Consider the following 22,522-nt stretch of genomic DNA (forward strand, 5'->3'; position numbering starts at 1 on the left):
GCATGACCAGCGACGACCGGACGCTCGACTACTTGAAGCGGTTGACGACCGAGCTCCGCGACACCAGGCGTCGCCTGGACGAAGTCCAGGAGAGCGCATCCGAGCCGCTGGCCGTCATCGGGATGGCCTGCCGGTACCCCGGCGGGATCGCCTCGCCGGAGGACCTGTGGCGACTGGTGGAGCAGGGCGGTGACGGCGTCACCAGCTTCCCGGAGAACCGGGGCTGGGACGTCGGCTCGCTCCACCACCCCGACCCCGACCACCGCGGCACCACCTACACCACCGCGGGCGGGTTCCTGCACGACGCGGACAGGTTCGACGCGGAGCTGTTCGGGATCTCGCCGCGCGAGGCGCTGGCCATGGACCCGCAGCAGCGCCTGCTGCTCGAGGTCGTGTGGGAAGCGCTGGAACGCGCCGGAATCGCCCCCGCCTCGCTGAGGGGGAGCGCCACCGGGGTGTTCGCCGGCGCGATGCGCACGGAGTACGTGTCCGGGCTGACGTCGGTGTCCGAGGACATCGAGGGTTTCGTGGGCACCGGCTCGTCCAACAGCGTGCTGTCCGGGCGGGTGTCCTACACGTTCGGCCTGGAAGGCCCGGCGGTGACGATCGACACCGCGTGTTCGTCCTCTTTGGTCGCACTGCACCTCGCCGGGTACGCCCTGCGCACCGGTGAGTGCTCGCTGGCCCTGGTCGGCGGGGTCACGGTGATGTCCACGCCGGAGACGTTCGTCGAGTTCTCCCGCCAGCGCGGGCTGGCCGTCGACGGGCGGTGCAAGGCGTTCGCCGCCGCGGCCGACGGCACGGGGTGGTCCGAGGGCGCCGGTGTGCTGGTGCTGGAACGGCTGTCCGACGCCCGCCGCAACGGGCACCGCGTCCTCGCGATCGTCCGCGGCTCGGCGGTCAACCAGGACGGCGCCTCCAACGGGCTCACCGCTCCGAGCGGTCCGTCGCAGCAACGGGTGATCCGCCAGGCGCTGGCGAACGCTCGACTGTCCACATCGGACGTCGACTTCGTCGAGGCGCACGGCACGGGCACCCGGCTCGGCGACCCGATCGAGGCGCAGGCGTTGCTGGCCACCTACGGCCAGGACCGGGACGTGCCGCTGTACCTGGGATCCATCAAGTCCAACATCGGTCACTCCCAGGCGGCCGCCGGAGTCGCCGGGGTCATCAAGGTCGTCGAGGCCATGAGGCACGGCGTGCTGCCGCGCACGCTCCACGTCGACGAGCCGTCGCCCCACGTCGACTGGACGGCGGGCGCCGTGGAACTGCTCACCGGCGAGCGCCCCTGGCCCGCCGTCGACCGTCCCCGCCGCGGCGCGGTGTCGTCGTTCGGCCTGAGCGGCACCAACGCCCACGTCATCCTCGAACAGGTCATGGAGGAGCAGGAGAACGTCGAACGGGCGACTCCTCCGGTGCTGCCGTGGGTGCTGTCGGCCAAGAACGAGAACGGACTGCGGGCGCAGGCGTCCCGCTTGCTAGACGCGGTGGGCGGATCCGATCCGCTCGACCTCGCCTGCTCGCTCGCGACCACCAGGGCCTCGCTCGACCGGCGGGCCGCGGTGATCGGCTCGACCCGTGACGACCTGGTGGCCGGACTGACCGCGGTGGCGGAGGGTTCGCCCTCGCCCGCCGTCGTCACGGGCACCCCGCTGATCGGGCGCACGGCGTTCCTGTTCACCGGGCAGAGCAGCCAGCGCTGCGGCATGGGCAGCGAGCTGTACCGGGCCTTCCCCGCCTACGCCGAGGCGTTCGACGCGGTGGTGGCGGCGGTGGACGAGCACCTGGACCGCTCGCTCGCCGGCGTGGTCTTCGGCGACGACCAGGACCTGCTCGACCGGATGAGCTACCTGCAGCCGGCTCTGTTCGCGGTCGAGGTGGCGCTGTTCCGGCTGCTGGAGTCCTGGGGCGTGCGTCCCGACTTCGTCGCGGGCCACTCCATCGGCGAGCTCACCGCCGCGCACGTGGCCGGTGTCTGGACGCTGCCGGACGCGGCGAAGATGGTCGCCGCGCGCGGCAGGCTCATGGAGGCGCTGCCCGCCGGCGGTGCCATGGTCAGCGTCCAGGCCTCGGAGGAAGAGGTGCGCGCCGCGCTCACCGACGGCGTCGAGATCGGTGCGGTCAACGGTCCGGACGCGGTGGTGTTGTCCGGCGACGAGAGCGCGGTCCTCGCGGTGGCGGAGTCGTTCGCCGGGCGGGGCCGCAAGACCAAGCGGCTGCGCATGACGCACGCGTGCCACTCGGCGCGCATGGACGACATGCTCGCCGAGTTCACCGCGGTCGCGCAGAGCGTGTCCTACGGAGCCGCGAGCATCCCGGTGGTGTCCAACGTGTCCGGCAAGCTGGCCGGCACCGACGAGGTCACCGCGCCGGGGTACTGGCCGCGGCACGTGCGGCAGCCCGTCCGGTTCGCGGACTCGATCACCTGGCTCCGCTCCGAGGGCGTCTCGCGGTTCGTCGAACTGGGACCCGACTCGGTGCTGACCGCCATGCTCGCCCGCGTCCTGCCCGACGAGGACGTGCTCGCCGTGCCGATGTTGCGCGCCGGCCGTTCCGAGCCGGTGACGGCGACGACCGCCCTCGCCGCGCTGCACGTGCGCGGCGGGCGCGTGGACTGGCGGACGTTCTACGAACGCACCGGGGCCCGCGCGGTGGACCTGCCCACCTACGCGTTCCAGCACGACAGCTTCTGGTTGCAGTCCTCGGGCAGCGCCGGAGATCCGGCCGGGCTGGGCCTGGCCGACGCCCGCCACCCGTTGCTGGGCGCGTCGGTGGCGCTGGCCGACCGGTCCGGGCTCGTCCTCACCGGCAGGGTGTCGCTCTCGACCCACCCGTGGCTCGCGGACCACGCCGTCGCCGGCACCACGATCCTGCCGGGGACGGCGCTGGTCGAGCTGGCGCTCCGCGCGGGCGACGAGGCCGGGTGCCCGCACCTGGAGGAGCTCACCCTGCTCGAGCCGGTGCTCCTGGACGGCGCCCGCGACCTGCAGGTCGTGCTGGCCGCGCCGGACGAGTCGGGCCGCCGGCCGGTGTCCCTGCACTCCCGCGCGGGAGAGGGGACCTGGGTCCAGCACGCCTCCGGCACGCTGAGCCCCTCCGCCGCGGCACCGGACTTCGACCTCGCCGAGTGGCCCCCGCGCGGCGCCACCGCCGTCGACCTGGACGACGTCTACGAGGCCTTCGCCCGCAACGGCCTGGAGTACGGGACGGTGTTCCGCGGTCTGCGGGCGGCCTGGCGCTTCGGCGACGAGGTCTACGCGGAGCTGCGACTGCCCGAGGAAGGCGAGGCGCAGAAGGACGCGGCCAGGTTCGGCCTGCACCCGGCGCTGCTCGACTCCTGCCTGCACGCCATCGGTCTCACCGCGGACGAGGACTCCGGTCCCCGTGTTCCCTACCTGTGGCAGGACGTCGCCCTGCACGCGATCGGCGCGACCGCGCTGCGGTTGCGGCTGACCCCCGGCCAGTCGGACGCGGTCACGCTCCGGGTCGCGGACGGCACCGGCGCTCCGGTGGCCACCATCGGTGCGCTCCTGCTGCGCCAGATCAGCGCCGACCACTTCAGGTCGGCCGAACCGGGTGCGCTCGACTCGCTGTTCCGCCTCGACTGGACACCGCTCGCCGTCTCCGGCGAGCACGACGTCGAGTGGGCCTTCGCCGACGACCTGGACGACGAGGTCCCGCCCCCGCCGGTCGTCGTGCTCCCGGTGCGCACGGGAGCCGCCGACGTGGCTGCCACCGCGCTGGCGGAGACCCACCGCGTCCTCGCCGTGCTCCAGCGGTGGAGCGCCGAGGAGCGCCTGCACGGCACGACCCTGGTGGTGCTCACCCGCGACGCGGCCGGCACGGACCAGGCCGACCCGGCGGCCGCCGCGGTCTGGGGCCTGGTGCGCTCGGCCCAGTCCGAGCACCCCGGCCGGTACGTGCTGATCGACACCGACACCGAGCCGACCTCGGCACACCTGGCGGCGGCCCTGTCCACGGGCGAGCCGCAGCTGCTCCTGCGCGGCGGTGAGTTCGCCGCGCCGCGCCTGGCCCCGCTGCCGGGAGCGGACGAGCTCGTCGCACCGGCCGGCCCGGCCTGGCGCCTGGGCATGACCGCCCGCGGCACCGTGGACAACCTGCGCCTGGAGCCGTACCCGCAGGCACTGGAACCGCTGGCGGCCGACGACGTCCGGATCTCCGTCGCCGCGGCGGGCCTGAACTTCCGCGACGTGCTCAACGTGCTCGGCATGTTCGACGGCGAGCCCGGCCCTCTCGGCAACGAGGTCGCGGGCGTGGTGGTCGAGGTCGGGTCCGGGGTGACGGACCTGTCGGTCGGCGAGGCCGTCATGGGCGTGGCCGCCGGTGGCATCGGCACGGTCACCACCGCGCCCCGCGCCTACGTGACGCGGGTGCCCGACGGCTGGTCGTTCGAGACCGCGGCCTCGGTCCCGCTGGTGTTCCTGACCGCCTACTACGGGCTCAAGGAGCTGGCCGGGCTCAGCGCGGGCGAGTCGGTGCTGATCCACGCGGGCGCCGGCGGCGTCGGCATGGCCGCCGTGCAGATCGCCCGGCACCTCGGCGCGGAGGTCTACGCCACCGCGAGCGTCGGCAAGCAGCACGTCCTGCGCGAGGCCGGGCTCGACGACGGCCACATCGCCGACTCCCGCACGCTCGACTTCGAGAAGCACTTCACGGCCACCAGCGGCGGGCGCGGCGTCGACGTCGTGCTGGACGCGCTGACCGGTGAGTTCGTCGACGCCTCGCTGCGGCTGCTGCCGCGCGGCGGCCGGTTCATGGAGATGGGCAAGGCCGGGCTGCGCGACCCGGAAGAGGTCGCCGCGCGGCATCCCGGAGTCCTCTACCGGCCCTTCGACCTGATCGAGGCCGAGCTGGAGCTGCTCAGCCGGATGTGGTCCGAGGTGGTCGAGCTGTTCGACCGCGGTGTGCTCACGCCGCTGCCGACCCGCGTCTGGGACGTGCGGCAGGCGCCGGAGGCGTTCCGCCACCTCAGCCAGGCCAAGCACATCGGCAAGCTGGTGCTGACCATCCCGAGCGGTCCCGACGCCGACGGCACCGTGCTGATCACCGGCGGCACCGGCGACCTCGGCGGCGTGCTCGCCCGGCACCTGGTGACCGAGCACGGTGTCCGGCACCTGGTCCTGGCCAGCCGCCGCGGTCCGGACGCGCCGGGCGCCGCCGAGCTGGCCGCCGACCTGACCGGTCTGGGCGCCTCGGTCACCGTCGCCGCCTGCGACCTCGCCTCCCGCGACGCCGTGGCGGACCTGCTCGGCGCCATCCCGGCCGAGCACCCGCTGACCGGTGTCGTGCACGCGGCGGGCGTTCTCGACGACGGCCTGGTCGACGCGCTCACCCCGGAACGGGTGGACCGCGTCTTCGCCCCCAAGGTTCTCGCCGCCGGGCACCTGCACGAGCTGACCCGGCACCTGCCACTGCGCTGGTTCGTCCTGTTCTCCTCGGCGGCGGGCGTGCTCGGCAACGCGGGACAGGCCAACTACGCCGCGGCCAACAGCTTCCTCGACGCCCTGGCCGCCCGACGCCGCGGCGACGGACTGGCCGCCCACTCGATCGCGTGGGGCCTGTGGTCGGGCGGCATGGGCGGCCGGCTCGGCGAGGAGGGCGAGGAACGCCTGCGCCGCAGCGGTTTCCCGCCCATCACGTCCTCCGAGGGCATGGCGATGTTCGACATCGCCGTCGGTACCGCCAACCCGGTCCTGCTCGCGCTGAAGGTCGACCGCGCCACGGTCCGCGCCCACGCCTCGGACACCTCCATGTCCCCGTTGCTGCGCGGTCTGGTCGGCGCCTCAGGCCGCGTGCGGGCCAGGGCCGCCACCGCGCAGCAGTCCTGCGACCTGCTGCGCGAGCTCGCCGGCCTGGCACCGGCCCAGCGCGACGAGTTCCTGCTGGACCTGGTCCGGCGGGAGGCCGCGCTGGTGCTCGGCAGGACGGGCGCGGACAGCGTCGAGCCCGCCCGCGGCTTCAGCGACCTCGGGTTCGACTCGCTCACGTCGGTCGAGTTCCGCAACCGCCTCAGCGCCGCCACCGGGCTGCGGCTGTCCTCGACGCTGGTCTTCGACTACCCCAGCCCGGCCGCGCTGTCCGCGTTCCTGCACACCGAACTGGCCGGTGACGCGGAGCCGGAGGGCACCGCGCTGATCGAACAGATAAGCCGGCTGGAGGCGATGCTCGCCGGCACGGATCCGGGCGACACCGAGGTCGACCGGCGTCTGCAGCGCCTGCTGTCCGACTGGACGGCCAAGCGCTCGGACTCCTCCGGAAGCGATCTCGACACCGCGACCCCGGACACCATCCTCGCGCTGATCGACCACGAGTTCGGCACGCGCTGACCAGCCCAGCCGTCATAGGAGCCATCACCGATGCCCACCGAAGAGCAGTACGTCGACTACCTCAAACGAATGGCGGCTGACCTGCGGGAGAGCCGTCGGCAGCTGCGGGAGTCCGAGGAACGCCAGGCCGAGCCGATCGCGATCATCGCGATGAGCTGCCGCTACCCCGGCGAGGTCCGGTCGCCGCAGCAGCTGTGGGACCTCGTCAGCACCGGGGGCGACGCCGTCTCGCCGTTCCCCACCAACCGCGGCTGGGACCTGGACGGGCTCTACGACCCGGACCCGGAGCGGCCGGGCACGACCTACGTCCGCGAAAGCGGCTTCCTGCACGACGCGGACGAGTTCGACGCGGAGCTGTTCGGCATCTCGCCGCGCGAGGCCGAGGCGACCGACCCGCAGCAGCGGCTGCTGCTGGAGACCGCGTGGGAGGCCGTCGAGAGCGCCGGCATCGACCCGGCCTCGCTCAAGGGCAGCGCCACCGGCGTGTTCGCCGGTGTCACGAACACCGAGTACGCCACCCGCCTCACCGCGGTGCCGGGGGAGTACGAGGGGTACCTCGCCACCGGGACCCTGGGCAGTGTGGTGTCCGGCCGGATCTCGTACGTGCTGGGCCTGCAGGGGCCGTCGGTGTCGATCGACACCGCCTGCTCGTCGTCGCTGGTGGCCCTGCACCTGGCCGCCCACTCGCTGCGGACGGGGGAGTCGACGCTGGCACTGGCGGGCGGGGTGACGGTCATGGCCAGCCCCGGCCCGTTCGTCGACTTCTCCCGCCAGCGCGGACTGGCCGCGAACGGCCGGTGCAAGCCGTTCGCCGCCGCCGCCGACGGCACGAACTGGGCGGAAGGCGCCGGCGTGCTGGTGCTGGAGCGGCTCTCCGACGCCCGGCGCAACGGCCACCCGGTGCTCGCGGTGATCCGCGGCTCCGCGGTGAACCAGGACGGCGCGTCGAACGGCCTGACCGCCCCGAACGGCCCGTCCCAGCAACGCGTGATCCGCCAGGCGCTGGACGGCGCGAGGCTGTCCCCGTCGGACGTGGACGCGGTCGAGGCGCACGGCACCGGCACGAAGCTCGGCGACCCCATCGAGGCCCAGGCCCTGCTGGCCACCTACGGCCAGGACCGCACCGAGCCGTTGTGGATCGGGTCGGTCAAGTCGAACATCGGGCACACGCAGTGCGCCGCGGGCGTCGCCGGGGTCATCAAGATGGTCGAGGCGATGCGGCACGGCGTCCTGCCGGCGAGCCTGCACGTCGACCGGCCGTCCGAGCACATCGACTGGTCGGCCGGAACGATCTCGCTGCTCGCCGAGCAGCGGCCGTGGCCGGAGACGGGCAGGCCGCGCCGCGCGGGCGTGTCCTCGTTCGGCATCAGCGGTACCAACGCCCACGTCATCCTGGAACAGGCACCGGAAGAGCCGCTGCCGCCACGGGAGGTCCAGGCACCGGCCGTGGTGCCCTACGTCCTGTCGGGAGCCTCTCCTGCCGCGGTGCGCGCGCAGGCCGCGGCGCTGCTGCGCAGCGCGGACGAGGTCCCGAACGAGCCCGTGGACGTCGCGCTGTCGCTGGCCACCACCCGCGCGGCGATGGACCACCGCGCGGTCGTCGTCGGCGCCACCCCCGAGGAACTGACCGCCGGACTGCGCGCGGTGGCCGGCGGCGAGGCCGGGACGGTCACCGGGTTCGCGACCGCCGGGAAACTGGCCGTGCTGTTCAGCGGCCAGGGCTCGCAGCGGATCGGCATGGGCCGCGAGCTGCATGACGCCTTCCCGGCCTTCGCCACCGCGTTCGACGAGGTCTGCGAGTACCTGCCGGGTGTGCGCGAGGTCGTGTTCGGCGACGACGCCGAAGTGCTGAACCGCACCGAGTTCGCCCAGCCCGCGCTGTTCGCCTTCGAGGTGGCGCTGTTCCGCCTGGTCACCTCGTGGGGTGTGGTCCCCGACCTGCTCGCGGGGCACTCGATCGGTGAGCTGGCCGCCGCCCACGTCGCGGGTGTGCTCTCCCTCGCCGACGCGGCGCGGCTGGTGCTGGCCCGGGGCCGCCTGATGCAGGCGCTGCCCGCCGGTGGGGCGATGGTCGCGGTCGAGGCGACCGAGGACGAGGTCCGCCCCCACCTGAGCGACGACGTGTGCCTCGCCGCGGTCAACGGCCCCCGTTCGGTGGTGCTGTCCGGAGCCGAGGAGGCCGTCCTCGCGGTGGCCGAGCGGTTCACCGACCGCCGCACCACGCGCCTGAGGGTCTCGCACGCCTTCCACTCCAGCCTGATGGACCCGATGCTGGCCGAGTTCGCTGAGGTCGCCGGTGACCTCACCTACGGCGAGCCCGCCATCCCGGTCGTCTCCACGCTGACCGGTGAGCTCGCCGAGCGGCTGACCGACCCGCGGTACTGGGTCGAGCACGCCCGCGAGGCGGTGCGCTTCGCCGACGCCGTCGAGACCCTGCACAAGCGCGGCGTGACCGCGTTCCTCGAACTGGGACCGGACGCCCCGCTGACCGCGATGGGCCGTTCCGCGCTGCCGGACGGCGTGGTGTTCGCCGCCTCCCAGCGCAAGGACCGCGATCCGGTCCACACCCTGGTCTCCGCGCTCGGCGCGGTGCACGTCCACGGCGTCGAGGTCGACTGGGCCGCCTACCTCGGTGGCACCGGCGCCCGTGTCGTCCCCCTGCCGACCTACCCGTTCCAGCGCCGCCGCTACTGGCTGGAGGACGCCGGGGACGTCACGGCGGGCACCGGTGGCGAGGACGCCCGGTTCTGGTCCGTCGTGGCGAGCGGCGACGCCGAGGAACTGGCCGCGGAGCTGGACCTGCCGAACGCGCAGGCCCCTCTCGGCGACCTCCTCCCGGCGCTGGCGCGCTGGCGCAGCTCCCGGGCGAACGAGTCCGAAGTGGACGCTTTGGGATATCGCGTGCACTGGAAGCAGTTCACGCCCGTGCAGGCGACGGCGTCCGGGCGCTGGCTGCTGGTGTCCTCACCGCGGTCCGGCGACTGGACCGACGCCGCCGCTGCGGCACTGCGGGGAGCCCAGGTCGAGCACGTGGTGCTCGACGCGCCGGACCAGGCGTCCGTGGCTACCGCACTGGACGGTGTGCCGGCGTTCGACGGTGTGCTCTCCCTGGTCGGGCTGGACGAGCACGAGACCGGCGGCCTGTCCTTCGGCGCCGAGGCGACCCTGTCGCTGGTGCGGGAACTGGCGGCCCGCGAGGTCGAAGCTCCACTGTGGACGCTGACGAGCCAGGCCGTCGCCACCGGTCCGCACGAGGCGCCCGCCTCCGCGGTCCAGGCGCAGCTCTGGGGTTTCGGCCGGGCCGCCGCGCTGGAACACCCGCGGTCGTGGGGTGGGCTGGTCGACGTTCCGGCCGAGCCGTCCGATCGGGTCAGCGCGCTCCTCGGCGCCGTGGTCACGGGACCTCGTGGTGAGGACCAAGTGGCGATCCGCGCGACGGGTGCGTTCGGTCGTCGCCTGGCGCACGCCGAGAACGCCGAGCCTGCGCGTTCCTGGAAGCCGCGCGGCACCGTCCTGGTGACCGGCGGCACCGGCGGTCTCGGCGGGGTGGTCGCCCGCTGGCTCGTCGAGACGGGCGCGGACCGCGTGGTGCTGGTCTCCCGGACCGGCGAGAACGCGCCAGGCGCCGAGTCCCTGCGGGAGGACCTGGGCGCCAAGGTCTCCATCGTCGCCTGCGACGTCGCTGACCGTGAGGCGCTCGCGAACGTCGTCGACGACGTCCGCGACGACCTGCGCGCCGTGTTCCACCTCGCGGGAGTCCTCGAAGTCGGGCCGATCGAGAAGATCGGCCGCAGTTCCTACGTGGACGCGCTGCGCGCCAAGGTCTCCGGCACGCGGAACCTCGAAGAGCTCACCGACGGGCTCGACCTGGACGCCTTCGTGCTGTTCTCCTCGATCGCCGCGTCCGTCGGCAACCCCGCGCAGAGCGTGTACGGCGCCGCGAACGCCTACCTGGAAGCCGTCGCCCAGCAGCGCCGGTTCCGCGGTCTCCCCGCCACCTCCGTCGCCTGGGGTCGCTGGGGCGAGGTCGGCATGGGTGTCAGCGGGCAGGCGGACGCGCTGCTCAGCGACCTCGGAGTGCCTGCCATGGCACCGGAACTGGGCGTCCTCGCACTGCGACGCGCGCTCGGCCGGGACGAGACCGCGCTGACCGTGGCGGCGTTCGACTGGCCGAAGTTCGCACCACCGTTCGCCGCGCTGCGACCGAGCCCCCTGCTCGCCGACCTGCCTGAGGTCGTGGCGATCGCCGAGGCCGACGCGCGGCGTGCGGAGGAGGGCGCCGAGGTCACCACGGCCTGGCGGACGCGGCTTTCCGGCATGCCCCAGGCCGAGCGCGAGCGCGTGCTGCACCAGCTCGTGCTCACCCACACCTCCGCCGTGCTGGGCCACCAGGACGAGGTCAGCTCCCAGCAGCTGTTCACCAAGCTGGGCATCGACTCGCTCACCGCGGTCGAGCTGCGCGGCCGCCTCAACGCCGAGACCGGCCTCGCGCTGCCGCCCACCATCGTCTTCGACCACCCGAGCCCGGCCGCCCTGGCCGCACACCTGCTCGCCGAGCTCGGCCCGCGGGAGCAGCCCTCGGCGACGAAGGCCGCCGTGCGCGCGAACACCGCACAGGGCCAGGAGATCGCCGTGGTCGGCATGTCCTGCCGCTTCGCCGGTGGCAGCGACACGATCGACGAGTACTGGCAGAACCTCATGCAGGGCAAGGACCTCGTCAGCCTGGCCCCGGCGAACCGCTGGAACGCCGCCGACTACCTCGACCCCGACCGCACCGCGCCGGGCAAGGCCTACACCCAGCACGGCGCGTTCGTCACCGACATCGCGGGCTGGGACGCCGGGTTCTTCGGGCTCTCGCCGCAGGAGGCGCGCCGCACCGACCCGAGCTTCCGGCTGCTGATGGAGCTGGTCTGGGAGGCGTTGGAGGACTCCTCGCTGACCGCGGAGGAACTGCGCGGCAGCCGCACCGGCGTGTTCGCCGGGCTGATCGACACCATCCAGTACAGCATGCGCCAGCTGGAGGTCGACGGTGCCGAGGCCGGGGACGACCCGTACTTCGGCCTGGGCAGCTCGCTGTCCGCGGCCGCCGGCCGGATCGCGCACCAGCTCGACCTGCGCGGTCCCTGCCTGACCGTGGACACCGCGTGCTCCTCCGCGCTCAGCGCCATGCACCTGGCCGTGCAGAGCCTGCGCCGCGGCGAGTGCGACATCGCGATCGTCGGCGCCTCCTCCACGATGATCAACCCGGAGGTGTTCGTCCAGTCCTGCAAGATGAGCATGCTCGCCGCCGACGGCCGCACCAAAACCTTCGACGAGTCCGCCGACGGGTACGTGATCGGTGAGGGCGGCGGCGTGGTCGTCCTGCGCCGTGCCCAGGACGTCGAGCCGGGGCAGCGCACCCGTGCGCTGATCCGCGGCACGGCGACCAACCAGGACGGCCGCAGCAACGGTCTCACCGCGCCCAACCGGGCCGCGCAGATCGCGGTCATCCGCGCCGCCCACGCCGACGCGGGCGTGCGGACCGACGACATCGGCTACGTCGAGGCGCACGGCTCCGGCACGCAGCTCGGCGACGCCATCGAGTTCACCGCCCTGCAGGAGGTGTTCGGCGAGCGCTCCGCGCCGGAGCCGCTGTACGTGGGCGCGGTCAAGTCCAACGTCGGCCACACCCTGGCCGCCGCCGGCATGGCCGGTCTCGTCAAGACCGTGCTCGCGCTGGAACACGGCGAGATCCCGGCCAACCTGAACATGACCACCCCCAACGCGGTCGTCACCCTGGACGGTCCCGTCCGTCCCGTGCAGACCGCGATGCCCTTCCCCGCCGACTCCGACGGCGTGCTGCGAGCGGGCGTCAGCTCGTTCGGCTGGTCGGGCTCGAACGTCCACTTCGTACTCGAGCGTGCACCGCAGGCCCCGGCGCCGCGGCCGGGCTCACCGTGGCAGCTGCTCACGGTGTCCGGGCACAGCGAGTCCAGCCTGCGCGCGAACGCCGTGGCGCTGGCCGATCACCTGGAGGCGCACCCGGAGCTGGAACTGGCCGACGTCGCGCACACCACCCAGTCCGGGCGCAGCGCGCTGCCGGTGAGGGCCGCACTGCCGGTGCGCGACACCGCGGACGCCATCGCGTCCCTGCGGGCGGGCGTCACCGGGTCGGTCGTCGAGGAGAAGCGCCGTTTCGGTCTCGTCCTCCCGGCGGACCCCGGCGCCTGGCGCGGCACCACCGAGGAGCTGTACCGCACCGAACCGGTGTTCAGCGCCGCGATCGACGAGTGCGCCGGTCTGCTCCACGGGCGGGTGGACCTGCTGGGCGCGCTGTACGGCGAGGCGGAGGCCGACGAGCGTGCCGCCGTGTTCGCGGTCGAGTACGGCCTCGCGCGGCTGCTCGCCTCGCGGAACCTGGTTCCCGCCGTCGTGCTGGGCACCGGGGTGGGGGAGTGCGTCGCCGCGGTCGTGGGCGGAATGCTGTCCCCGGCCGACGGCCTGGCGCTGGCCCTGGACGGGACGGTGCCCGCCGCGGCGGCGGAGCCCGCGGTCACCGTCGTGTCACCGCGCACCGGTGCCGCGCTGACCGCGTCCGAGGTCCGTGACGCGGCCTACTGGGCCGGCGGGTCCGACCGGGTCGCCGACGGCCTCCTGGTGCTGGACCGGCACGCGGAGGTCCTCGTCGAGGCGGGTTTGAGCACTGACGCGGTGAACGGGTCCCCGGCGTCGACGCCGGTGGTCGGCCTGCCGCTGGAGCAAGGCCGCCGGTCGTGGCTCGCCGCGCTCGGTGCTCTGTGGGAGCACGGCGTTCCAGTGGACTGGGCGAGCGGTGCGGGTGAGGAACGCGTGTTCGTCCCGTTGCCCGCCTACCGCTTCCAGCGCACCCGCTACTGGCCGGAGGTCGCGGCGCACACCGGTTCGGTGGCACCCGCGAGCACCGCCACCGCGGCGGCGAACGCCGGGATGCCGTCGTACGACGGCTTGAAGGCCCACGTGCCCACCTGGCGGCGCGACAACAGCCGTCCGCTGCCCGCCACCGCGGGACCGCTGGTGCTCCTCGCCGAACCGGGCGAGTTCGCCGACAGGTTCGCCGCACTGGCCAGGGAAGCCGGGCACGAGGTCGTCCACGCGCACACCCGGCCGCAGGACCAGGAGGGCTATCGCGCTCTGCTGGCGGGCACCACCGGGGAACCGGTGCGGATCGTGCACGCCTACGGTCTCGCCGACACCGGCCAGGAAAGCGGCTTCTACAGCCTGATGCGGCTCGGCAAGGCCATCGGCGCGGAGTGCGCCAACCGCCGCGTCGAGCTGCTCAGCCTCGCCGCGAACGGCTTCGAGGTCCTCGACGGCGACGCGAAGGACCCGCACGCCGCGACCATCGCGGCGATCACGAGCGCCATCGCCGCGGAGTACCCCCTGGTCCGGTCGCAGTACGCCGACCTCGGACCGGACGGCGACCACGCCCGCCAGGCGCTGCGCGAGCTCGACGCCCTGGCGGCGTCCACTTCGGACACCGTGGACGGTGTCGGCGTGGTCGCGTGGCGGCACGGCCGCCGCTGGGTCCGCGACTTCGAGGTGGTCGGTCTGCCGGAGGTCGCCGACTCCGACGCCTGGCGCCCCGGCGGCGTCTACCTCATCACCGGCGGCCTGGGCGAGCTCGGCCTGGCCCTGGCGCGGCGGCTGGCCCCGCTCGGCACCCGGCTCGCGCTGGCCGGCCGGAAGGGCCTGCCGCCGGAGGAGACCTGGGACTCCTGGATCGCGGAGAAGGGCGTCAACGACAAGACCAGCGGCGTGCTCATGGCCGTGGCGGAGCTGCGTGCCCTGGGCGCCGAGGTGTTCGTCGCCCAGGCCGACGTCAGCGACCCCGCCCAGGTCGCCACGCTGGTGCGGGAGGTGCGGTCGCACTTCGGTGAGCTGCACGGCGTCGTGCACGCGGCGGGCGTCGCGGGTGGCGGCCTGCTGCAGACCAAGACCGAGGAGCAGGCGGCCGCGGTGCTCGCGCCGAAGGTGGCGGGCACGCTCGCCCTGGCCGACGCGCTGCGCGACGACCCGGTGGAACTGCTGGTGCTCTACTCGTCGGTGGCGAGCCTGACCGTGGGCGTCGGCGCGACCGACTACTCGGCGGCGAACGCGTTCCTCGACTCCTTCGCGGTCGTGGAGGCCAACACGGGCGGGGTCGCCAAGCGCGTCGTCTCGGTGGCGTGGGGACCGTGGCAGCTCGACCCCTGGACGTCGGCGGGTCTCGCCGACTCGGCCGAGATGCAGGAGAGCTCCAAGCGGTTCCGCGAGGAGTTCGGCATCCCGACCGAGGAGGGGACCGAACTGCTGTCCCGCATCGTGGCCTCCGGCGAGACGCAGGTGGCGGTGCTGTCGCTGGAGCTGTCCGACGCGCTGGCCGCACTGTCGCAGCTCGACTCCCTCGACGCCCTCGTGGGCGGCGCGGCGGTCGACCTGTCCGACGACAAGCGCTATCCCCGTCCGGAGCTGCGCACCCCGTACGTGGCACCGAGCACGCCGGCCGAGCAGCAGGTGGCCGAGATCTGGCAGGCCTGCCTGGGACTCGAGCAGGTGGGTGTCGACGACCGGTTCTTCGACCTCGGCGGCACCTCGCTGATCGGCCTGGTCGTGATCGGCCGCATCGGCAAGGAGCTCGGCGTCGAGCTGGCGCCGGCGATGTTGTTCGAGAAGCCGACCATCGCCGAGTTCGCGACCCTGCTCGCCGCGCCGGAGACGGCCGCGGGACCGGACCTCGCGGACGTGGCCGAGGACGCGTCGGCCCGCGGTGAACGCCGCCGGGCGCGCGCCGGAGGCCTGCGCAGGCGCCAGGCCGGAACCCGAAGGTGAGGACCAAGTGACCACGCGAGAACGCGACACCAGCCACGACATCGCGATCGTGGGCATGGCCGGGAACTTCCCCGGCGCTCCGGACATCGACAGGTTCTGGGCCGATCTGTGCGCGGGACGGGACGGGATCACGAGGATGAGCCCGGCCGAGCTGCTGGCGGCCGGTGTGCCGCGGCAGCTGGTGGACGATCCCGCTTTCGTCGCCGCGTCGGGCGTGCTGTCCGGCGTCGACCGGTTCGACGCCGGCCTGTTCGGCTTCAGCAGGTCCGACGCCGAGGTGGCCGACCCGCAGCACCGCCTGTTCCTCGAGTGCTCCTGGCACGCGCTGGAGGACGCGGGCATCGACCCCGGCCGCTTCGACGGCCTGGTCGGGGTGTTCGCGGGCGGTGCGCCGAGCACCTACCTGCTGTCCAACCTGCTGCAGAACGACCACGCCGTGCTCACCTACGGGCCCGACCACCTCGTGCTGCAGAACGAGAAGGACCTGCTCCCGTCGCGGGTGTCCTACGCGCTCGACCTCACCGGTCCGTCGGTGAGCGTCCAGAGCTGCAGCTCGACCGCGCTCGCCGCGGTCGCCGCCGGCTGCGGCAGCCTGCTCGCCGGCGAGTCGGACGTGGTCGTCGCGGGCGCGGTCTCGGTGATCGTCCCGCAGCACCCCGGCTACCTCTACCACGAGGGCGGCGAGTTCTCCCCGGACGGCGTCAGCCGCGTCCTCGACGCCGGTGCCAACGGCAAGATCCCCGGCGACGGCCTCGGCGTGGTCGTCCTGCGGAGGCTGGAGGACGCGCAGGCCGACGGGGACCGCATCTACGCGGTCATCCGCGGCTGGGCCGCGCTGCACGAGGGCAGGAACGGCCGCCAGGGGTTCGGCGTGCCCGGTGTCCCCGGGCAGACCGCCGTGATGGCCGAGGCGATGGCCGTGGCGGGCGTCGACCCCGCCGAGATCGACCACGTCGAGGTGACCGCGATGGGCACGCCCTTCGGCGACGCCGTGGAGATCATGGCGCTGCAGAAGGTCTTCGGCGTGGACGGCGTCGAGCGGGTCACGCTCGGCTCGACCGACGGCAACCTCGGCCACATCAACCAGGCGGGCGGGATCGCCCGGCTGATCAAGGCGGCTCTCGCGCTGCACCACGAGAAGCTGCCGCCCGCCGTGAACTTCTCCGCGCCGAACCCGCGGCTGGAGACCTCCGGCGACAGGCTCGCCGTGGTGACGGAGCTGACCGACTGGCCGCGGGGCGAACGGCCGCGGCTGGCCGGCGTCAACGCGCACGGCTATGGCGGCGCGGACGTCCACGTCGTCATCGAGGAGGCGCCGGCGGTGGAGGACGACGTGCGCCCGCCGGCGCGTCCGCACCAGCTGCTGGTCTGGTCGGCTCACACGGCAGAAGCGGCCGACGCCGCGACCACGAGGCTGGCCGCGGACGCCGCGCGGTGGGCGGATCCGGCGGATGCCGCCTACACGCTGCAGTGCGGCCGCAGGATGTTCGGCCACCGGCGCATGGCCGTCGTCTCGTCGAGCGCCGACGCGGCGGAGGCGCTGACCTCGCAGACCCGCGTGCTCGCCGAGAACGGTGCGAGCACGCGACGAGCCGGGTTCCTGCTGGCCGGCGTGGGGGAGCAGTACGACGGCATGGCCGGCGGGCTGTACGCCTCCGAACCGGTGTTCCGCGCGGCGATCGACGAGTGCGCCGAGCTGTTCCGCGAGCACCTCGGCTTCGACCCCGTCGCCCGCCTGGTCGGTGCCAGGAAAGCCGGCGGCGGAGGTCTGGCCGCCCTGCTCGGCCGCGCACCGGAAGCAGACACCGGCGATGGCGGGCCCGCGGACACGGTCGTCGTCCAGCCCGGCGTCTTCGCCGTCGACTACGCGCTGGGAAAGCTGATGACGGCCTGGGGCGTCGAGCCCTCGGTGATGGCGGGCTACAGCGTCGGCGAGTTCGCCACGGCGGCGCTCGCCGGCAGCCTGACCCTCCAGGAGGCCACCGCCCTGGTCGCCACCAGGGCCAAGCTGATCTCGGCGCTGCCGGCCGGGGCGATGGCCGCCGTGCCGCTGTCGGAGAGCGAGCTGACCGGGCTGGTCGGTGACCTCGGGGTCTTCGCCGTCGACGTCGCCGCGGTCAACGGTCCCCGCATGATCGTCGTCTCGGGCTCTCCCGAGGGCGTCGTCCAGCTCACCGAGAAGCTCGCCGCCGAGGGCGTGCCCGCCAGGCCGCTGCGGACCACCCACGCGTTCCACTCGCGGTCCCTGCGGCCGGTGGCGGCGGAGCTCACCGCCTGGGCGAGGCTGAACCTCAAGCCGCGTGCCCCCGAGACGCCGTACCTGTCCAACGTCACCGGACTGCCGATCACCGAGAAGCAGCTCAAGGACCCGGGTTATTGGGCCGAGCACATGTGCCGCCCGGTGCAGTTCGCCACCATGATCGCCCACCTGGCAGCGGTTCGGCCGGACACCGCGTTCGTCGAGCTCGGCGCGGGACAGTCGCTCGGCTCGATGTTCCGGGGACATCCCGACTTCCCGCAGAGGTCCTGGGCGCACCTCGTGCCCACCCTTCCCGGTGAAGCGGATCCCCGGCAGGACACCGAGTCGGCGGCCGAGGCGCTCGGCAGGCTCTGGCTGTCCGGTGTGGACGTCGACTGGCACGCCTACCAGTCCGGTCGCGGAGCCAGGAAGACGACCCTGCCGGGATACGCCTTCCAGCGCGACCGCTACTGGATCGAGCCCACCGCCCCGGGGTCCGAGACCGTGGTCCCGAGGGGCACCCGAGCGGCCGCCGAGACCGGCGGCACGCGCTGACCGAACACCGCTTCGCCGAACCCGGCTTCGTCGTGCCCGCGCACGCCCGGAGCCGGCGTGGCCGAGCCGTTTCCCTTCCCCCATGAGCAATGCAGTCGAGGAGTAGCGATGACGAACGTCGGAGTTGTCGGAGCCGGAGTGATGGGCACCGGCGTCGCACAGGACCTGGCCCAGCACGGGCACAGCGTGGTCCTGGTGGACAACGACCCGGACGCGCTGGACGCGGCGCTCGCCCGGATCGAGCTGGAGTGCCGCATGAGCCGGATGCTCGGCGGCCCGCAGGTCGACGCCGAGGCGGTGCTCGCGTCGATCACCACCGGCACCTCGCTCGAACTGCTCGCCGAGACCGAGGTCGTGATCGAGAACATCACCGAGAACTGGGACCTCAAGAGCGCGCTGTACGCGCAGCTCGACGTGGTCTGCAAGGCGGACACCGTGTTCGTCGCGAACACGTCGGCGATCCCGATCACGAAGATCGCCGCTCTCACCTCGCGCCCGGACAAGGTGATGGGCGTGCACTTCATGAACCCGGTGCCGATGAAGGCCGCGTGCGAGTTCATCCCCGGCTACCACACCAGTGAGCAGACCAAGGACGTCGTCCGCGCGTTGCTGGACTCGGTCGGCAAGAAGTCGATCCCGGTCAACGACGCCCCCGGGTTCGTGTCCAACCGCGTGCTCATGCTGACCGTCAACGAAGCGGCCTTCCTGGTCCACGAGGGCGTCGCCGACGCGAAGACCGTCGACGAGGTGTTCCGCAGCTGTTTCGGCCACCCGATGGGACCGCTGGAAACGGCCGACCTCATCGGGGTCGACACGATCCTGTACAGCGTCGAGGTGCTCTACGAGCAGTTCAACGACAGCAAGTACCGCCCCTGCCCGCTGCTCAAGAAGATGACCGACGCCGGTCTGCACGGGCGCAAGAGCGGCAAGGGTTTCTACGTCTACCAGAGCATGGGCTGATCTCGCCCCTCGGTTCCCGCGTTTCCAGTCGAGAAAGGTCCAGAAATGTCGAACGACGCCCGCACCCAGATCCGCACCTTCATCACGACCAAGTTCCCGGACGTGACCTTCTCCGACGAGGAGGACATCTTCGCGCTCGGCTTCGTGAACTCCCTGTTCGCGATGGAGCTGGTCATGTTCATCGAGAAGGCGTTCGGTACCCGCATCCCGAACGAGGAGCTCCACCTGGGCAACTTCCGGTCCGTCGCGCTGATGGCCGACCTGGTGGCGCGGCAGACGTCCGCCGCCGTGGGCTGAGCGGAGCGGTGATGAAAGCGGAGACGCGGAGCGGACCGGCCGGCCTCGCCGAGGTCAGGCGGTTCGTCGATCTGGAGATCGCACCACACGCCAACGCCTTCGAGCGGGCGGAGTGGATCCCGCGGGAGGTCCTGTCACGCGTGGCCGAACTCGACCTGTGGGCGCCGTTCCTGCCCTCGGAGTTCGGCGGCGCGGGCATGGACATGGTCACGCTCGGCCGCGTGCACGAGGAGATCGGCCGGGGCTGTTCCTCCTTGCGCAGCCTGCTGACCGTGCACTCGATGGTCAGCGCGTCGGTGCACCGCTGGGGCGACCAGGCACAGCAGGAGAAGTGGCTGCGGGCACTCGCCTGCGGCGAGAAGCTCGGCGCGTTCTGCCTGACCGAACCCGACCGCAGTGGCAGCGACGCCACCGCGGAAGGCACCACGGCGGTCCGGGACCAGGACGGGTGGGTCCTCAACGGCACCAAGAAGTGGATCACCGGCGGTCAGGTCGCCGACCTCTTCATGGTGTTCGCGACGACCGGGAGCGGCATGTGCACCTTCCTGGTCGAGGCCGACCGGCCGGGTGTCCGCGTCACCGCGCTGCCGCACGTCGCGGGCACCACGGCGAGCATGCTCGCCCTGGTCGAGTTCACCGACGTGCGGCTGGAACCGTCCGCTCTGCTCGGCCCGCAGGGCTGGGCGGCGGGGACGGTCATGACCAACGCCCTGGGCCTGGGCCGCTACAGCGTGGCGTGCGGCGCGGTCGGCATCATCCGAGCCGCGATCGACGCCTGCGCGGAGTACACGTCGGTCCGGTCGGCCGGCGGTGTTCCGTTGCGGGACCTGCCCCACGTGCGGCAGATGATGAGCGGCATGGTGACGGCCCGCGACGCGGGACGGCTGCTGTGCGAGAGGGCGGGCGCGCTCAGCGACGCGGGCGACCCGGCCACGATCATGGCCACGTGGGTGGCGAAGTACCACGCCTCCAAGGCGGCCGTGCAGGCCGCGGGAGACGCCGTCCAGATCCACGGTGCCAACGGGTTCAGCCCTGAGCACCCGGTCGGGCGGTTGTACCGGGACAGCAAGGTCACCGAGGTCATCGAAGGCAGCACCCAGGTGCAGGAGCTGACGATCGCGGCCGAGGCATATCGAGAGGTGGCGCAGTGACGCAGACGGACGTCGTCGCTTCGGTCAAGCCGAAGCGCGGCCGCATCAAGTGCGTGGTGTGGGACCTGGACAACACCCTGTGGGACGGCACCCTGCTCGAGGACAGCGCGGTGCGGGTGCGTCCCGAGGTCGTGGAGGAGATCAAACGGCTCGACGCCCTCGGCGTTCTGCACTCGGTGGCCAGCCGCAACGACCACGACGCCGCCATGGCGCGGTTGAAGGTGGAAGGCCTCGACGAGTACTTCCTGTACCCGCAGATCAACTGGAACCCCAAGTCCCAGTCGGTCGAGCGGATCGCCAAGGAGCTCAACATCGGGCTGGACGCCATCGCGTTCGTCGACGACCAGCCGTTCGAGCTGGAGGAGGTCGCGCACGCGCTGCCCGCGGTGAAGACGGTCGACACCGCGCGGATCGCCACGGAGCTGGCCTCGGAGGAGTTCCAGCCGAGGTTCGTCACCGACGAGTCCCGCGTGCGCCGCGACCTCTACCGCGCGGCCGTGGTGCGTGACCAGGCCGAGCTCGACTACACGGGCACCAACGAGGCATTCCTGTCCACTTTGGACATGACGTTCACGATCAGCCGGGCCAAGCGGGAGGACCTGCAGCGCGCGGAGGAGCTGACCGTCCGCACCAACCAGCTGAACTCGACCGGCCGCACGTACTCCTACGACGAGCTCGACGCGCTGCGCACCTCGCCGGACCACCTGCTGCTGGTCGCGTCGCTGACCGACAAGTACGGCGGCTACGGCAAGATCGGCCTCGCGCTCGTGGAGCGCGGGCAGCCCGCGTGGCACCTGCGGATGATGCTGATGTCGTGCCGCGTGATGGCCCGCGGTGTCGGCACGGTGCTGCTCAACCACGTGATGCGGCTGGCGAAGGCGGACGGTGCCCGGTTGCGGGCGGACTTCGTCGAGACCGGGCGGAACCGGGTGATGTACGTGACCTACGCGTTCGCGGGCTTCAGCGAGATCTCCCGCGACGACAACCGCCTGGTGCTGGAGTCCGGCCTCGACCAGATCCAGCCGCCTCCCGCGTACCTGAAGGTGAACGTCGAATGACCACGGCGAGCATCACCCGGTCCTGGCTTCCCTACGGCAGCACCGGAACCGGGACCCGGTTGTTCTGCTTCCCGCACGCGGGTGCCAGCGCGGCGGTGTACGCCGGCTGGCGCACCGCGGGCAACGGCGACCCGGCGATCTGCCCGGTGCAGCTCCCCGGTCGCGCGGCACGCGGGCGGGAGACCCCGCACCACGACCCCGAAGCGCTGGCCGACGACGTGATCAGCGGTCTGGGCGCGGAGCTCACCGGCGACTACGCCCTGTTCGGGCACAGCGTCGGAGCCCTGGTCGCCTACCTGGTCGCCCGGCGGATCGTCGAGCGGGGCGGGCAGCCACCCCGGCACCTGTTCGTGTCGGGCCGGCCCGCGCCGCAGCTGCCCAACACCCGCAGGGAACTGCGCGCGCTGCCCACCGACGACCTCGTCGGGGAGCTGCGGGCGCTCGGTGGCCTCCCGGACGTGCTGCTGAAGGAACGGTCGCTGCTGGAGCTGTTCCTGCCGCTGCTGCGCGCGGACATGTCGGTGAACGAGACCTACCGGCACGTGCCCGGACCGCCGCTGCCGATCCCCCTGACGGTGTTCGGCGGGACCGACGACCCCCGCGCCGAGCACGCCGAACTGGCCGCGTGGCAGGAGCTGTCCGCGGATTCGGCGCTGGTCACCTACCCCGGTGGCCACTTCTACCTGGAAGACCGGGTGCCGGAGATGCTCGAGGTCGTCCGCGGCAGGATGGCCGGCTGAGTTCCGGTCTCCAGCTCCGGCAAGCAGCAGTGAGGACGTCGCAGGCGAAGTTCCCCACCCGTAGCGAAGGGACCCACCATGACCGAGGGTGTGCAGACCAAGAGCGTGAACGACATCGCTGTCGTCGCCGACGGCAGTTCCGGCCACCTCGTCGACGCGGTGCTGCACGGCGGCCCCGCCGACCTGCCGCAGGAGACGCGCGCACAGCGGGTGCACCGCGAGGAGAAGAAGGTCAAGATCCCGCACTACGGCGGGCACGAGCACTTCGAACGGGACGGCGCCGCGCTCGACGGGCGCACCGAGGTGGTGTTCCGCTGGATCGGACGCACCCGCGTCGCCGAGTGAGGTG

The 22,522-nt window shown here is 72.9% G+C and carries 9 protein-coding genes; all 9 read left to right on the forward strand.

Going from position 1 to position 22,522, the window contains the following annotated elements; genetic code table 11:
• Nucleotides 1-41: 41 nt before the first annotated feature.
• Entirely contained in the window at nt 42-6,347 is a 6,306-nt protein-coding gene (locus ORI60_RS35510) for a type I polyketide synthase (RefSeq protein WP_416234544.1), read from the forward strand.
• A 30-nt stretch (nt 6,348-6,377) separates the two neighbouring features.
• Complete coding sequence (locus ORI60_RS35515) at nt 6,378-15,173, forward strand: type I polyketide synthase (RefSeq protein WP_266042387.1); 8,796 nt, start codon at nt 6,378-6,380, stop codon at nt 15,171-15,173.
• A 7-nt stretch (nt 15,174-15,180) separates the two neighbouring features.
• Nucleotides 15,181-17,967: a type I polyketide synthase gene (locus ORI60_RS35520; protein WP_266042388.1), complete on the forward strand. Its 2,787-nt coding sequence runs from the start codon at nt 15,181-15,183 to the stop codon at nt 17,965-17,967.
• 108 nt (nt 17,968-18,075) lie between these two features.
• Complete coding sequence (locus tag ORI60_RS35525; protein ID WP_266042389.1) at nt 18,076-18,927, forward strand: 3-hydroxyacyl-CoA dehydrogenase family protein; 852 nt, start codon at nt 18,076-18,078, stop codon at nt 18,925-18,927.
• Between the two features lie 45 nt (nt 18,928-18,972).
• Nucleotides 18,973-19,224, forward strand: a complete 252-nt coding sequence (locus ORI60_RS35530; protein WP_090062986.1) for an acyl carrier protein — start codon at nt 18,973-18,975, stop codon at nt 19,222-19,224.
• An 11-nt stretch (nt 19,225-19,235) separates the two neighbouring features.
• On the forward strand, nt 19,236-20,375 hold the full coding sequence (locus tag ORI60_RS35535; protein ID WP_266042390.1) for an acyl-CoA dehydrogenase family protein: 1,140 nt from the start codon (nt 19,236-19,238) through the stop codon (nt 20,373-20,375).
• The gene (locus ORI60_RS35540) at nt 20,372-21,433 is read left to right on the forward strand and encodes an HAD-IIIC family phosphatase (protein ID WP_266042391.1); all 1,062 of its coding nucleotides are present in this window, start codon (nt 20,372-20,374) and stop codon (nt 21,431-21,433) included. Before ORI60_RS35535 ends, ORI60_RS35540 begins: the two co-directional genes overlap by 4 nt.
• Nucleotides 21,430-22,173 carry a thioesterase II family protein gene (locus tag ORI60_RS35545; protein ID WP_266042392.1) on the forward strand — a complete coding sequence of 248 codons (744 nt, stop codon included), beginning with the start codon at nt 21,430-21,432 and terminating at the stop codon, nt 22,171-22,173. The genes ORI60_RS35540 and ORI60_RS35545 overlap by 4 nt, the downstream gene beginning before the upstream one ends.
• Nucleotides 22,174-22,251: 78 nt before the next feature.
• Nucleotides 22,252-22,518 carry a DUF5988 family protein gene (locus tag ORI60_RS35550; protein WP_266042393.1) on the forward strand — a complete coding sequence of 89 codons (267 nt, stop codon included), beginning with the start codon at nt 22,252-22,254 and terminating at the stop codon, nt 22,516-22,518.
• The last annotated feature ends 4 nt before the right edge of the window (nt 22,519-22,522 follow it).

Source organism: Lentzea sp. NEAU-D7 (assembly GCF_026242055.1).
Taxonomy (GTDB): domain Bacteria; phylum Actinomycetota; class Actinomycetes; order Mycobacteriales; family Pseudonocardiaceae; genus Lentzea.

Coding starts and splice junctions, on each gene's coding strand:
- ORI60_RS35515 (WP_266042387.1), top strand. CDS start 6,378: ATGCCCACCGAAGAGCAGTACGTCGACTACCTCAAACGAATGGCGGCT.
- ORI60_RS35525 (WP_266042389.1), top strand. CDS start 18,076: ATGACGAACGTCGGAGTTGTCGGAGCCGGAGTGATGGGCACCGGCGTC.
- ORI60_RS35530 (WP_090062986.1), top strand. CDS start 18,973: ATGTCGAACGACGCCCGCACCCAGATCCGCACCTTCATCACGACCAAG.
- ORI60_RS35535 (WP_266042390.1), top strand. CDS start 19,236: ATGAAAGCGGAGACGCGGAGCGGACCGGCCGGCCTCGCCGAGGTCAGG.
- ORI60_RS35545 (WP_266042392.1), top strand. CDS start 21,430: ATGACCACGGCGAGCATCACCCGGTCCTGGCTTCCCTACGGCAGCACC.
- ORI60_RS35550 (WP_266042393.1), top strand. CDS start 22,252: ATGACCGAGGGTGTGCAGACCAAGAGCGTGAACGACATCGCTGTCGTC.